The 16,115-nt window shown below is 33.4% G+C and carries 12 protein-coding genes; all 12 read left to right on the top strand.

The features are described 5' to 3' along the window. Positions 1-6 precede the first annotated feature (6 nt). Positions 7-663 (top strand): DivIVA domain-containing protein, encoded by a 657-nt coding sequence (locus HMPREF3241_RS00585; RefSeq protein ID WP_002446235.1) that lies wholly within the window; start codon positions 7-9, stop codon positions 661-663. Between the two features lie 313 nt (positions 664-976). Continuing rightward, positions 977-3,727 (top strand): isoleucine--tRNA ligase, encoded by a 2,751-nt coding sequence (gene ileS, locus HMPREF3241_RS00590; RefSeq protein ID WP_002490488.1) that lies wholly within the window; start codon positions 977-979, stop codon positions 3,725-3,727. A 768-nt stretch (positions 3,728-4,495) separates the two neighbouring features. After that, complete coding sequence (locus HMPREF3241_RS00595) at positions 4,496-5,293, top strand: VOC family protein (protein WP_002446237.1); 798 nt, start codon at positions 4,496-4,498, stop codon at positions 5,291-5,293. A 4-nt stretch (positions 5,294-5,297) separates the two neighbouring features. After that, positions 5,298-5,768 carry a CHAP domain-containing protein gene (locus HMPREF3241_RS00600; protein ID WP_002457402.1) on the top strand — a complete coding sequence of 157 codons (471 nt, stop codon included), beginning with the start codon at positions 5,298-5,300 and terminating at the stop codon, positions 5,766-5,768. Positions 5,769-5,856: 88 nt separating this feature from the next. Next, positions 5,857-6,342: a signal peptidase II gene (gene lspA, locus HMPREF3241_RS00605; protein WP_002457401.1), complete on the top strand. Its 486-nt coding sequence runs from the start codon at positions 5,857-5,859 to the stop codon at positions 6,340-6,342. Between the two features lie 2 nt (positions 6,343-6,344). Beyond that, positions 6,345-7,262 carry an RluA family pseudouridine synthase gene (locus tag HMPREF3241_RS00610; RefSeq protein ID WP_002446240.1) on the top strand — a complete coding sequence of 306 codons (918 nt, stop codon included), beginning with the start codon at positions 6,345-6,347 and terminating at the stop codon, positions 7,260-7,262. A 301-nt stretch (positions 7,263-7,563) separates the two neighbouring features. Next, positions 7,564-8,091 (top strand): bifunctional pyr operon transcriptional regulator/uracil phosphoribosyltransferase PyrR, encoded by a 528-nt coding sequence (gene pyrR / locus HMPREF3241_RS00615; RefSeq protein ID WP_002446241.1) that lies wholly within the window; start codon positions 7,564-7,566, stop codon positions 8,089-8,091. A 232-nt stretch (positions 8,092-8,323) separates the two neighbouring features. Further along, entirely contained in the window at positions 8,324-9,631 is a 1,308-nt protein-coding gene (locus HMPREF3241_RS00620; RefSeq protein ID WP_002446242.1) for a uracil-xanthine permease family protein, read from the top strand. A gap of 25 nt (positions 9,632-9,656) precedes the next feature. After that, positions 9,657-10,538, top strand: a complete 882-nt coding sequence (locus tag HMPREF3241_RS00625) for an aspartate carbamoyltransferase catalytic subunit (RefSeq protein WP_002475924.1) — start codon at positions 9,657-9,659, stop codon at positions 10,536-10,538. 17 nt (positions 10,539-10,555) lie between these two features. Continuing rightward, positions 10,556-11,833, top strand: a complete 1,278-nt coding sequence (locus HMPREF3241_RS00630) for a dihydroorotase (protein ID WP_002446243.1) — start codon at positions 10,556-10,558, stop codon at positions 11,831-11,833. Further along, on the top strand, positions 11,834-12,934 hold the full coding sequence (locus HMPREF3241_RS00635) for a carbamoyl phosphate synthase small subunit (protein WP_002446244.1): 1,101 nt from the start codon (positions 11,834-11,836) through the stop codon (positions 12,932-12,934). Beyond that, a complete protein-coding gene (gene carB / locus HMPREF3241_RS00640; RefSeq protein WP_002446245.1) occupies positions 12,927-16,100 on the top strand; it encodes a carbamoyl-phosphate synthase large subunit in 3,174 nt (1,057 codons plus the stop codon). Before HMPREF3241_RS00635 ends, carB begins: the two co-directional genes overlap by 8 nt. Positions 16,101-16,115 lie beyond the last annotated feature (15 nt).

Below are 16,115 nucleotides of genomic sequence, written 5' to 3' on the forward strand. Positions count from 1 at the left end.
ATTATCATGCCTTTTACACCAAGTGAGATTAAGAATAAAGAATTTACACGAGTAAAAAATGGTTTAGAACCTACAGAAGTTGCAAATTACTTAGAGCAACTAAGTAATGAAATCGAACGTTTAAAAGAAGATAAAAAGCAACTTGAAAAAGTCATTGAAGATAGAGATTCCAATATTAAATCATATAAAGATGTTCACCAATCAGTAAGTGATGCACTTATTCAAGCACAAAAAGTAGGAGAAGAGACAAAACAAGCAGCAACTAAAGAAGCTGAAGCCGTTTTATCAAAAGCACAAGTACAAGCTGACAGTATTGTGAATGATGCAATTGAAAAAGCACGTCGTCTAGCTTTCCAAACTGAAGACATGAAACGACAATCTAAAGTTTTCCGCTCTCGTTTTCGTATGCTTGTTGAAGCACAACTTGACTTACTCAAAAGTGAAGATTGGGATTACTTACTCAATTATGATTTAGACGCCGAGCAAGTGACATTAGAAGATATTCATCATCTTAATGAAAATGATTTGACACCTGAAGAACGTGCAATGAAACAAAAGCAAAATCAAGAATTATCGGCTAATCAACCTTCTACATCAAGTTCAGAATCTGTGAGTCAATCAAATACAAATAGCGAATCATCACAATCAACATCAAATAATTAAAAACGAATCACAAATTAACCATTTGATGTAAAAATAAAGAAGAAATTTCATTGTTTATTAAAAATGCATTTTCTAAATAACAATTTATTGATATGATATAAAGACAGACGCGTAAGAAACAGTGAACATAGTACAGCGAGCTAGGAATGGTGTGAGCCTAGCATATTGTTTGTTTCTTATATCACTGGCTTTTCAATTTTATAAATATTCTTAAGAGAACTCTAAGTTGAGTTAAGTAGGGTGGTACCGCGGATTAACCGTCCCTTTTAATTGAACTTAGAGTTCTTTTTTATCATTACAAGGAGTGAATATAATGAATTACAAAGATACCCTATTAATGCCGAAAACTGATTTTCCTATGAGAGGTGGCTTACCAAATAAAGAACCTCAAATTCAAGAAATGTGGGATAATGATGACCAATATCGCAAAGCGTTAGAAAAAAATAAAAATAATCCATCATTCATTTTGCATGACGGACCACCATATGCTAATGGTAATTTACATATGGGACATGCATTAAATAAAATCATAAAGGATTTTATTGTTCGTTATAAAACAATGCAAGGTTTTTATGCACCGTATGTGCCGGGTTGGGATACTCATGGTTTACCAATTGAACAGGCTTTAACTAAAAAAGGCGTTGATCGCAAAAAAATGTCAGTTGCAGAATTTAGAGAGAAATGTAAAGAATTTGCATTAAAACAAATCGACATTCAAAAGAAAGATTTTAAGCGCCTTGGTGTACGTGGTGATTTTAATAATCCTTACATTACATTAACACCTGAATATGAAGCCGCACAAATAAGATTATTTGGAGAAATGGCAGATAAAGGTTTGATTTATAAAGGAAAAAAACCTGTGTATTGGTCACCTTCAAGTGAATCATCACTTGCAGAAGCTGAGATAGAATATCATGACAAACGTTCTGCATCAATTTACGTTGCTTTTGACGTAAAAGACAGTAAAGGTAAAGTTGATTCTGATGCACAATTTATTATTTGGACAACTACACCATGGACAATTCCATCAAATGTCGCAATTACAGTTCATCCAGAGCTAAAATATGGTCAGTATAATGTTGATGGACATAAATACATTGTTGCCCAAGCATTATCAGAAGAAGTCGCAGAAGCATTAGGTTGGGATAAAGATTCTATACAATTAGAGAAAGAATTCACAGGTAAAGAATTGGAATTTGTAGAGGCACAACATCCATTCCTAGATCGTGTATCGTTAGTAATTAATGGTGAACATGTTACGACAGACGCTGGTACGGGATGTGTCCATACAGCTCCCGGTCACGGGGAAGATGACTATATTGTAGGTCAAAAATATGATTTACCAGTAATTAGTCCTTTAAATGATAAAGGTGTATTCACTGAAGAAGGTGGACCATTTGAAGGAATGTTCTACGACAAAGCAAACAAAGCCGTAACCGATCTTTTAAAAGAAAAAGACGCACTACTTAAACTTGACTTTATTACACATAGTTATCCTCATGATTGGCGTACGAAAAAACCTGTTATCTTTAGAGCTACACCACAATGGTTTGCTTCCATTAATAAAGTAAGACAGGATATTCTTGATGCAATTGAAGACACGAACTTTAAAGTAGACTGGGGTAAAACACGAATTTACAATATGATTCGTGATCGTGGCGAATGGGTAATTTCTCGTCAACGTGTATGGGGTGTTCCTTTACCGGTATTTTATGCTGAAAATGGCGATATCATTATGACTAAAGAGACAGTAAATCACGTTGCAGATTTATTTGAAAAACACGGTTCAAATATTTGGTTTGAAAAAGAAGCTAAAGAATTACTTCCTGAAGGATTTAGTCATCCTGGAAGCCCTAACGGTGAATTTACTAAAGAAACTGATATTATGGATGTTTGGTTTGATTCTGGTTCATCACACCGTGGTGTATTAGAAACGAGACCTGAACTTTCATTCCCAGCAGACCTTTATTTTGAGGGTAGTGATCAGTACCGCGGTTGGTTTAACTCTTCAATTACAACTGCTGTAGCTACACGTGGTCAAGCACCATATAAATTCTTGTTATCACATGGCTTCGTCATGGACGGTGAAGGTAAGAAGATGAGTAAGTCATTAGGTAACGTTATAGTTCCTGATCAAGTTGTTAAACAAAAAGGCGCTGATATTGCACGTTTATGGGTAAGCAGTACTGATTACCTTTCTGATGTGCGTATTTCCGATGAAATTCTTAAACAAACGTCTGATGTATATCGTAAAATTCGAAACACTTTAAGATTTATGTTAGGTAATATTAACGATTTCAATCCTGAAACGGATAGTATTGCTGAAACAAATCTACTTGAAGTAGATCGCTATTTACTAAATCGTTTACGTGAATTCACTGCGAGTACGATTAATAACTATGAGAATTTTGATTATTTGAATATTTATCAAGAAGTTCAAAACTTTATCAATGTTGAACTAAGTAACTTCTATTTAGATTACGGTAAAGATATACTTTATATTGAGAAAAAAGATTCTCATAAACGCCGTAGCATGCAAACCGTTTTATATCAAATACTTGTTGACATGACTAAATTACTAGCACCAATTTTAGTGCATACAGCTGAAGAGGTTTGGTCTCATACACCTCATGTAAAAGAAGAAAGTGTACACCTTTCAGATATGCCTAAAGTTGTTGATGTAGACGAAGAATTGTTAGAAAAATGGAATACATTTATGAATTTACGTGATGATGTTAATCGTGCATTAGAACAAGCACGTAATGAAAAAGTAATTGGTAAGTCATTAGAAGCTAAAGTGGTTATTGGAAGCAATGAATCATTTAATACAGCGGAATTTTTACAACAATTTAATGACTTACAACAATTATTCATCGTTTCACAAGTTGAAGTTAAAGATAAAGTGAATGATGGTGTATCATATCAATATGGAGATATCCATATTAAACATGCTGAAGGCGAAAAATGTGAAAGATGCTGGAACTATACAGAAGAATTAGGTTCAGTAGGTGAACTTGAACATTTATGCCCTCGATGTCAAGAAGTAGTAAAAACTTTGGTATAATAAAACGTATTTACAAGTGAGCGTGTATTTCAAGAAAATAAATTTTAAATGATTGTTTAAATACTATAAGAAAGCCCAAAATGAAATTCATTTTGGGCTTATTTTATAGTTATTATTGTGAAGTTATAAGATTTCAAATAAAGAAATTTCACTAGCTTTTTAAAGGTAAGTTGATAAAGCAGACTTTTCTATTTAATGTTTGATTTTAATGAACTTGAACAAGTTTCGTAAATTCACATTCATTACATCTTTTGTCATAGAATATTTTTCTCATTATAAGCACAGTGATTGTATTGAATCTTCAGGCATAAAATGATAACAATATTAATAAGGTATAAATCAATCATTTGAGTTCAATTTAATTTTTAGTCATAATATATAAAATACAAAGTGTTGGATAGTGTAGTAATTGTTCACATTACTGATTGAACTCATTAGGCTTTAATAATAAAAGTATCAATATAATAATTTTATCTAAATGTATTAAATTTTTGTATAGATACAATTCATAATCAAACGTCTTGGACAAAAATATTTAATTTTTAATAAAACACAGGCATATGTTTTTTTAATAAACATTGTTGCTAAATTTAGATAGCATTTAGATTGTCAATTCTCTTTATTATGTGAATGATAAACAAAGAGAAATGTTAAGAGAAGAAACACATACATATTTTTTATTACTGCGCTTAAAAGATAAACATACACTTTCAACAAAGTAATCATTTAATTATTTAAAAGAAAAGTAATCATTGAAAGGAAAATAAGATGTTTCATAACAAAAATGCAAATTTTGTAAATGGTGTAACTATCAATATTAAAGATAAAGAAACTATTAAAACATTTTATGAGAATGTTTTAGGATTTAATCTTATCAATGAATCTAAAACTGCTGTACAATTTGAAGTTGGCGATTCAAATCAATTTATTACTTTTATTGAAATACAGAATGGACGAGAACCGTTAATGTCTGAAGCAGGTCTTTTCCATATTGGTATATTGTTGCCTACATTGACTACATTAGCTGATTTACTCGTACATTTAAGTGATTTTGAAGTACCAGTGAACGGTGGACAACAAAGTGTTGCAACATGTTTATTTATTGAGGATCCAGAGGGCAATGCCATAAAGTTTTATGTCGATCGTGAGACAGAATCATGGATTGATGAGAAAGAAGGCAGAATTAGAATGGATATTGCGCCAATTAATGTACCTCGATTATTGCAAAACGTCTCTCATACTCAATGGCAAGGCATACCAGATGAAACTAAATTAGGTTCATTGCATATTAAGTCCATTCGAATTTCTGATGTTAAATCATATTATTTACATTATTTTGGGTTAGAAGAATCAGCATATATGGACGATTATTCTCTATTTTTATCTTCAAACGATTATTATAATCATTTGGCTGTTAATCAATGGTTATCTGCGACAAAACGAGTAGATAATGAACATACCTATGGTTTAGCTATGATAGATTTTCACTATCCAAAAACAACACATAAAAATCTTAAAGGACCTGATGGTATTTATTTTAGATTTAATAGAATAAAAGAAGTGTGATGATATGAAAAAAGCAATCATAGTAATGGTTTTTGTTAGTGTTATCTTGACAATAGCAGCCGTCATTGACGAGTTTATGATTCAAGATATGAAGCGTGTTCAAAGTCGTTTTACGTCACATCATCCTATGCAAATCAATACATATAAAAAGGGTCAGTGTACATATTATGTCTTTGAACGTGTTAAAAATGATGGAAATAAGATAAACAATACTTGGAGCGACGCCAAGCATTGGGATAAAAAAGCAATTGATGATGGATACATTGTTGACCGTAACCCTAAAAAAGGATCAATATTACAATCTTCTAAAGGGAAATACGGTCATGTTGCATATATAGAAACAATAAATGAAGATGGTTCTATACAAGTTTCAGAAATGAACTATACACAACCTTATGAAATCACAAAACGTACAATTCATACCTATGAAATTAAAAATTATTATTATATTCATCCTCAAAAGATAAAAACATAATAGACAAGATAGCTTTTTCAAAATTACGTTCTAGGATATAATGTTAAGTGTTGCTTTAGATGACATTAAAAAGAATGGAGGCACTTCTTTGAAAAAGAAATACTATATTAGCATCTCTTTACTTATGACATTCATTGTACTAGTTTTCGATCAAGTTTCTAAATGGCTTATTACAATCTCAATGAAGGTTGGAGATTCATATGAAATTATCCCTAACTTTTTAAATATTACATCCCATAGAAACAACGGTGCAGCATGGGGGATTTTGAGTGGTAAAATGCTATTTTTCTATATTATTACTATCATTATTTTAATCGTTTTAGTTATTTTTTATATTAAAGAAGCACAATTTAATTTATTTATGCAGGTTGCAATAAGCCTATTATTCGCTGGAGCCTTAGGAAATTTTATTGACCGCGTATTACATGGTGAAGTTGTGGATTTTATTGATACGAATATATTCGGTTACGATTTTCCTATCTTTAATATTGCGGATTCAAGCTTAACAATTGGGGTTATATTCGTAATCATCACACTCATTAAAGATGCAATCATAAATAAGAAGGAGGTCTAGTTATGGGAAATTATAATTTTAATATTATTGAACAATCACAAGTTGGACAACGTATAGATAAACTTGTTTCAGATTTAAATAAAGATTGGTCACGTAGTCAACTTCAAGATTGGATTAAAGAAGGTTTAGTCAAGGTAAATGGTAAAGTAATCAAATCGAACTATAAGGTCAAGTTAAATGACAAAATTGTTGTAACCGAGAAAGAAGTCGTAGAGGCAGATATCAAACCTGAAAACTTAAATTTAGATATTTATTATGAAGACGAAGATGTTGCTATTGTATATAAGCCAAAAGGTATGGTTGTACATCCATCTCCAGGCCATTATAGCGGGACATTAGTAAATGGATTAATGTATCAAATTAAAGATTTATCAGGAATTAATGGCGAAATACGTCCTGGCATAGTTCATAGAATAGATAAAGATACGTCTGGTTTATTAATGGTTGCTAAAAATGATGTTGCCCATCGTCATTTAGTTGAACAACTTATGTCTAAAACTGTTAAACGAAAATACACGGCGTTAGTTCATGGTAATATACCTCATGATTATGGCACAATTGACGCGCCAATTGGTCGAAATAAAAACGATAGACAAGCTATGGCTGTGGTTGATGACGGTAAAGAAGCTGTGACACACTTTAATGTATTAGAGCATTTTAAAGATTATACATTGATAGAATGTCAATTAGAAACAGGGCGTACACATCAAATTCGTGTACATATGAAATATATTGGTTATCCTCTTGTAGGGGATCCGAAGTATGGACCTAAAAAAACGTTAGATATCGGTGGACAAGCTTTACATGCTGGTATCATTGGTTTCGAACATCCTGTAACACATAAATACATTGAGAAGCATGCAACATTACCTAACGATTTTGAAAAATTACTAGATGATATAAGACGTAGAGATGCTTAAACGAATGTGACATCGTTTTTTATTATAAATACTAACTTTGCCATTGACTTATACTATTAAAAGATTTAAACTTATAACAGTTTAAATATAAAAACGTCATCTTTAATTGAGGGTCCAGAGAGGCTCCGAAGATATGAATAATTAGGATAATAATATTTTGATGATTAAGTTACTAATACTTTTGCTGTGTTTATAACTTAAGAATGTGAATATGATAGGGAATATTGCTTATTCTCTTTAACTTTTTGTCTCATATCTTTATTAAAGATATGAGTTTTTTTATATTAAAAGAGGTGAAACAATGTCTGAACGAATTATTTTAGATGATGCAGCGATACAACGTACAATTACACGAATTGCTCATGAAATTCTAGAATATAACAAGGGAACCAAAGATTTAGTTCTATTAGGCATTAAAACTAGGGGTGCTTTTTTAGCACATCGTATACAAGATAAAATAAATTCAATTGAACAACAATTAGTACCAACAGGTACTATCGATATTACACATTTTCGAGATGACGTTGATAAGGTAGTGCAACAAGCTGATCAACGCGCTTTTGATATTAATGTAGATATTAATAACAAAGTGGTTGTTATCATTGATGATGTTTTGTATACCGGACGTACAGTAAGAGCCTCATTAGATGCGATTTTATTACATACAAGACCTATTAAAATAGGGCTTGCAGCACTTGTGGATCGCGGTCATCGTGAACTCCCTATACGCGCAGATTTTGTAGGAAAAAATATACCTACTGCACGAGATGAATCTGTTTCAGTTTATTTAGAAGAAATTGACGACAGAAATGCAGTCGTCATTGAATAATTATCCTTTTAAAACAGTACGAGAGACTGAAAAAGGTGAAGTAATTCATATGGATAGATGAACATATGACTATAAAAAGATTATGTAAACTATAAATATCCAATGGAAGCTTCATTGATAAATGTGATGATAAAAGCTTAACTTAACATTACACTTAGATATATTTCATTTTAGTCTCTTTACACTCTACTGATTGTGAAGAGACTTTTTTTATGAAAGGAAATGAATCAACATGGAAAATGAGCAAATGTTTGAGCGTACCGTTCAGCCAGTTCTTGATGTAAAAGATAAACCAAAACCAGCACAATGGGCATTTCTAAGCCTTCAACATTTATTTGCAATGTTTGGATCAACTGTACTTGTACCATTTTTAACACATCTGCCTATATCAGCAGCTTTATTGGCATCAGGTATTGGTACACTTTTATACATATTAATCACAAAAGCAAAAATTCCTGCCTACCTAGGATCAAGTTTTGCCTTTATTACACCTATCATCACAGGGTTAAGTACACATAGTCTTGGAGATATGCTGGTTGCATTATTTATGAGTGGATTAATGTACGTGATTATAGGTATTTTCATTAAATTGAGTGGAACACATTGGTTAATGCACTTGTTACCACCAGTAGTTGTCGGACCAGTAATAATGGTTATTGGGTTAAGTTTAGCTCCTACAGCAGTAAACATGGCTATGTTTGAAAATTCTGCTGAGATGAAAGGGTATAACTTAAGTTACTTAATTGTTGCTTTGATTACATTAGCAGTAACCATCATCGTCCAAGGATTCTTCAAAGGGTTTTTATCACTTATACCTGTACTTATAGGTATTATAGTGGGATATATTGTATCTATTTTCATGGGCATAGTTAAATTTGCTCCAATAGCACAAGCGAAATGGATAGATTTTCCTCATATTTATCTACCATTTAAAGATTACACACCATCTTTTCATTTAGGACTCATTCTCGTGATGATACCCGTGGTGTTTGTGACGGTAAGTGAACATATTGGTCATCAAATGGTAATTAACAAAATAGTAGGACGAAATTTCTTTGAAAATCCAGGTTTAGATAAATCAATCATTGGTGATGGTGTTTCAACTATGTTTGCAAGTATGATAGGAGGGCCTCCTAGTACAACTTATGGTGAAAATATAGGTGTACTAGCGATTACCAAAATATACAGTATTTACGTAATTGGTGGTGCGGCAGTTATAGCTATTATTCTTGCATTTATTGGTAAGTTCACTGCTTTAATATCTTCAATACCTACGCCAGTGATGGGTGGTGTCTCAATTTTATTATTCGGTATTATAGCAGCTAGTGGTTTAAGAATGCTTGTTGAAAGTCAAGTAGATTTCTCAAGCAATCGCAACTTAGTTATAGCATCAGTTGTGCTTGTTGTCGGGATTGGTAATCTTCTTATCAATTTAAAAGGCATAGGTATCAATTTACAAATTGAAGGAATGGCATTATCAGCACTTTCAGGAATAATATTAAATTTAATTTTGCCAAAAGAGAAAAACCAAATAAATTAAGCTTTATTTCTATAGGAGGCGCTTTATGGAACACTTATTATCAATGGAGCATTTATCTAATTCAGAAATTTATGATTTAATTACTATTGCTTGCCAATTCAAATCTGGTGAGCGACCATTACCTCAATTTAACGGTCAATACGTATCAAACTTATTCTTCGAAAATTCAACGCGAACAAAGTGTAGCTTTGAGATGGCAGAACAAAAATTAGGATTAAAACTTATTAATTTTGAAACAAGTACATCATCTGTAAAAAAGGGTGAGTCACTTTATGACACATGTAAAACACTTGAAAGCATAGGTGTTGATTTACTTGTCATACGTCACTCCCAAAATTCTTATTACGAAGAACTGAATCAATTAAATATTCCAATTGCTAATGCAGGTGATGGAAGTGGACAACATCCTACTCAGAGTTTATTAGACATAATGACAATATATGAAGAATATGGTTCGTTTGAAGGATTGAATATTCTAATATGTGGTGACATTAAAAATTCTCGTGTCGCAAGAAGTAATTATCATAGTTTAACATCATTAGGTGCCAACGTAATGTTCTCAAGTCCAAAAGAATGGGTAGATAATACATTAGAGGCGCCTTATGTTGAAATTGATGAAGTCATTGATAAAGTAGATATTGTTATGTTGCTTAGAGTTCAACATGAAAGACATGGAATTTCAGGTGAAGCTAACTTTGCTGCTGAGGAATATCATCAACAATTTGGTTTAACACAGGCTAGATATGATAAATTAAAAGAGGAAGCCATTGTAATGCATCCAGCTCCTGTAAATAGAGGTGTTGAAATTAAAAGTGAGCTAGTTGAAGCACCTAAGTCTCGAATATTTAAGCAGATGGAAAATGGAATGTATTTAAGAATGGCAGTAATAAGTGCGCTTTTACAATAGAAAGGGGTTAATTCTACATGAAATTAATTAAAAACGGAAAAATCTTAAAAAACGGTATCCTAAAAGACACAGAAATATTAATCGATGGTAAACGTATTAAACAAATTAGTAGTAAGATAAATGCTTCATCTTCAAATATTGAAGTTATTGATGCAAAAGGAAATTTAATTGCTCCAGGTTTTGTAGATGTTCATGTGCACCTACGTGAACCAGGTGGTGAACATAAAGAAACAATTGAAAGTGGTACAAAAGCCGCTGCAAGAGGTGGTTTTACTACAGTATGTCCTATGCCTAATACAAGACCTGTACCAGATACAGTTGAACATGTTAGAGAATTAAGACAACGAATTTCTGAAACAGCACAAGTTAGGGTGTTGCCTTATGCTGCTATTACTAAGAGACAAGCAGGTACTGAACTTGTTGATTTTGAAAAATTAGCACTAGAAGGTGTGTTTGCATTTACAGATGATGGTGTGGGTGTTCAAACAGCAAGTATGATGTATGCTGCTATGAAGCAAGCTGCAAAAGTTAAAAAACCGATTGTCGCACACTGCGAAGATAATAGCTTAATCTATGGTGGTGCAATGCATAAAGGTAAACGTAGTGAAGAATTAGGCATACCTGGTATTCCAAATATTGCTGAATCTGTACAAATTGCTAGAGATGTACTATTAGCTGAAGCAACTGGTTGTCACTATCATGTGTGCCATGTTTCAACTAAGGAAAGTGTTCGAGTAATCAGAGACGCTAAAAAAGCTGGTATCCATGTAACAGCAGAAGTTACACCACATCATTTATTATTAACTGAAAATGATGTTCCTGGTGATGATTCAAACTACAAAATGAATCCACCATTAAGAAGTAATGAAGATAGAGAAGCACTTTTAGAAGGCTTATTAGATGGAACAATTGATTGTATTGCAACGGATCATGCACCTCACGCTAAAGAAGAAAAAGAACAACCTATGACAAAAGCACCTTTCGGTATCGTAGGTAGTGAAACAGCATTCCCATTACTTTATACACACTTTGTAAGACGAGGTAATTGGTCACTGCAACAATTAGTTGATTATTTCACTATTAAACCAGCTACTATTTTCAACTTAAATTATGGAAAATTACACAAAGATAGTTACGCTGATTTAACAATTATTGATCTAAATACTGAAAAAGAAATCAAAAGTGAAGATTTCTTATCTAAAGCTGATAACACTCCATTTATTGGTGAAAAAGTTTATGGAAATCCAACACTAACAATGCTTAAAGGTGAAGTAGTATTCGAGGAGGAAAAGTAGATGCTTGAAAAACGTTATCTTGTACTGGAAGATGGCTCTTATTACGAAGGATATCGCTTAGGGTCAGATGACTTATCTATAGGCGAAATTGTATTCAACACTGCTATGACGGGGTACCAAGAAACAATCTCTGACCCGTCTTACACAGGTCAAATCATAACTTTTACGTACCCACTAATTGGAAACTATGGTATCAATCGCGATGATTTTGAATCATTAACACCTAAATTAAATGGGGTAGTAGTAAAGGAAGCAAGTACACACCCTAGTAACTTTAGACACCAAAAAACATTACACGAAACACTTGCTCAATATCATATTCCTGGTATATCGGGTGTAGATACTAGAAGTATTACTCGTAAAATTAGAAATCATGGTGTTTTGAGAGCTGGATTTACAGATAATAAAGATAACATTCAGGAACTTGTTGAACAGTTGAAAACTGCTGAGTTACCTAGAGATGAAGTTCAAACGGTTTCTACAAAAACACCATATGTATCAACAGGTTCCGATTTAAGTGTCGTTTTACTCGACTTTGGTAAAAAGCAAAATATCGTTCGTGAATTAAATTTACGTGGTTGCAACGTCACAGTTGTACCATATGATACGTCAGCTGAAGAGATTTTAAGCATGTCTCCAGATGGTGTCATGCTATCAAACGGCCCTGGTGATCCAGACGAAGTTGACGTTGCTTTAGATATGATCAGAGGCATATTAGGAAAGATACCATTCTTTGGTATCTGCCTTGGTCATCAACTTTTTGCATTATCGCAAGGCGCAACTTCATTCAAAATGAAATTTGGACATCGTGGTGCGAACCATCCCGTTAAAGATTTAAGAACAGGTAAAATAGATATCACGAGCCAAAATCACGGCTATTCTATTGACCGTGACTCGCTTAAAAATACTGACCTTGAAGTTACACATATTGCTTTAAACGATGGTACTGTTGAAGGACTAAGACATAAAGAACTTCCAGCGTTTTCAGTCCAATATCATCCTGAAGCAAGACCAGGTCCAAGTGATTCTAATTACTTATTTGATGAGTTCATAACAATGATGAAGGATTTCAAAGAAAAGGAGCGTCAAATCAATGCCTAAAAGAGATGATATTCAGACAATTTTAGTAGTCGGTTCAGGCCCAATTATTATTGGACAAGCTGCAGAATTTGACTATGCAGGAACACAAGCTTGTCTAGCATTAAAAGAAGAAGGCTACAGAGTTATTTTAGTTAATTCTAATCCTGCAACAATAATGACAGATAAAGAAATTGCCGATAAGGTGTACATAGAACCATTAACGCACGATTTTATTGCTCGTATTATTAGAAAAGAACAACCAGATGCATTATTACCTACTTTAGGTGGTCAAACTGGGTTGAACATGGCGATTCAACTTCATGATAGTGGCGTGTTAGAAGCTAATAATGTAAAGTTGTTGGGGACAGAGCTAGAGTCTATTCAACAAGCAGAAGATCGTGAAATGTTTAGAACATTAATGAATGATTTAAATGTACCTGTACCAGAAAGCGATATCGTTAATACAGTAGAACAAGCATTTGAATTTAAAGAACAAGTTGGATATCCGTTAATTGTACGTCCTGCATTTACGATGGGGGGTACTGGCGGTGGTATTTGCCATAATGATGCTGAATTAAAAGAAGTTGTTAGTAATGGTTTGCATTATAGCCCTGCTACACAATGTTTAATAGAAAAATCAATTGCAGGTTATAAAGAAATTGAATATGAAGTTATGCGTGATAAAAATGATAACGCCATCGTAGTATGTAATATGGAGAACATAGATCCTGTAGGCATTCATACTGGAGATTCAATCGTTGTTGCACCGAGTCAAACACTATCAGATGTAGAATATCAAATGCTACGAGACGTATCCTTAAAGGTAATTCGTGCTTTAGGTATTGAAGGTGGATGTAATGTGCAACTCGCACTTGACCCGCATTCATTGAATTATTACATCATTGAGGTCAACCCACGTGTGTCTCGTTCATCAGCGTTAGCTTCCAAAGCAACGGGTTATCCTATTGCAAAATTAGCCGCTAAGATTGCCGTAGGTTTAACACTAGATGAAATGCTTAACCCTATTACAGGAACTTCATATGCTGCATTTGAACCCACTTTAGACTATGTTATTTCTAAAATTCCACGTTTCCCATTCGATAAATTCGAAAAAGGTGAACGTGAACTTGGAACTCAAATGAAAGCGACAGGCGAAGTCATGGCAATCGGTCGTACATATGAAGAATCTTTACTGAAAGCCATTCGCTCACTTGAATATGGTGTTCATCATTTAGGTTTACCAAATGGAGAAAGTTATGAATTAGATTACATTAAAGAGCGTATCGGACATCAAGATGATGAAAGATTGTTCTTTATCGGAGAAGCAATTCGTAGAGGAACATCTCTTGAAGAACTTCATAATATGACAAAAATTGACTATTTCTTCCTAAATAAGTTCCAAAACATTATTGACATTGAGCATGAACTTAAAAATCATCAAGGCGATTTAGAGTATTTAAAATACGCTAAAGATTATGGCTTTAGTGACAAAGTGATTGCTCATCGATGGGATATGGAAGAAAAAGATATATATGAACTACGTATGAGTCAAAATATTAAACCAGTTTATAAAATGGTTGATACATGTGCAGCTGAATTTGAATCCACAACGCCGTACTATTATGGTACGTATGAAGATGAAAATGAATCTATAGTAACTGATAAAGAGAAAATTCTAGTACTAGGTTCAGGACCAATTAGAATTGGCCAAGGTGTTGAATTCGATTATGCAACTGTACATGCAGTATGGGCGATTCAAAATGCTGGTTACGAAGCTATTATTGTGAATAATAATCCGGAGACTGTATCTACTGACTTTTCAATTTCTGACAAATTATATTTTGAACCACTTACAGAAGAAGATGTCATGAATATCATTAACTTAGAACAACCTAAAGGTGTTGTAGTACAATTTGGTGGTCAAACAGCAATAAACTTAGCCGATAAATTAGCACAGCATGGTGTTAAAATTCTTGGAACATCATTAGAAGATTTAAATCGAGCTGAGGATAGAAAAGAATTTGAAGCGCTATTACGTGAAATATCTGTACCTCAGCCACAAGGGAAAACTGCTACATCACCTAAAGAAGCTCTTAAAAATGCAAGAGAAATAGGTTATCCGGTTGTAGTTCGTCCTTCATACGTGCTTGGTGGCCGTGCAATGGAGATTGTTGATAATGATCAAGAGCTTGAAAATTATATGACTCAAGCTGTTAAAGCAAGTCCAGAACATCCTGTATTGGTAGACCGCTATTTAACAGGAAAAGAGATAGAAGTGGATGCTATTTCAGATGGGGAGACTGTCGTAATTCCAGGAATTATGGAACATATAGAGCGTGCAGGTGTTCACAGTGGAGATTCTATTGCAGTTTATCCGCCACAAACACTGACTCAAGACGAAATTAATACACTTGAAGACTACACAATTAAATTGGCAAAAGGTTTAAATATTAAAGGTCTTATTAACATTCAATTTGTCATAGCTCACGACGGTGTCTATGTGTTAGAAGTTAATCCGCGCTCAAGCCGTACGGTACCATTCTTAAGTAAAATTACTGATATTCAAATGGCTCAATTAGCGATGCGTGCAATTATGGGTGAAACGCTTGCTGAAATGGGGTACAAGCAAGGTATCCAACCTTATTCTGAAGGCGTATATGTTAAAGCACCCGTATTTAGTTTTAATAAATTAAAAAATGTAGATATTACGCTTGGACCAGAGATGAAGTCTACAGGTGAAGTTATGGGTAAAGACCTTACACTTGAAAAAGCGCTATACAAAGGTCTCACTGGTAGCGGATTTGAAGTGAAAGATCATGGTACAGTATTGATGACTGTAAGTGATAAAGATAAAGATGAAATAGTCAAGATTGCACATCGATTAAATGAAATAGGCTACAAAATATTGGCGACTCGTGGAACAGCACAAAAGTTAAAAGATCATAATATTCCAGTTGAGGTCGTAGGTAAAATCGGTGGCGAGGATGATCTACTGACACGAATTCAAAATGGAGAAGTGCAAATTGTCATTAATACTATGACAAAAGGAAAAGAAATCGAACGAGATGGTTTCCAAATTCGACGTACAACAGTTGAAAATGGTGTGCCTTGTTTAACATCATTAGATACTGCCAGTGCTTTAACAAATGTCATTGAAAGCATGACGTTTACTATGAGAAATGTATAATCTTAATGATAGAAG

Origin of the sequence: Staphylococcus sp. HMSC34G04, from assembly GCF_001838765.1 — a bacterium.
Classification (GTDB): domain Bacteria; phylum Bacillota; class Bacilli; order Staphylococcales; family Staphylococcaceae; genus Staphylococcus; species Staphylococcus epidermidis.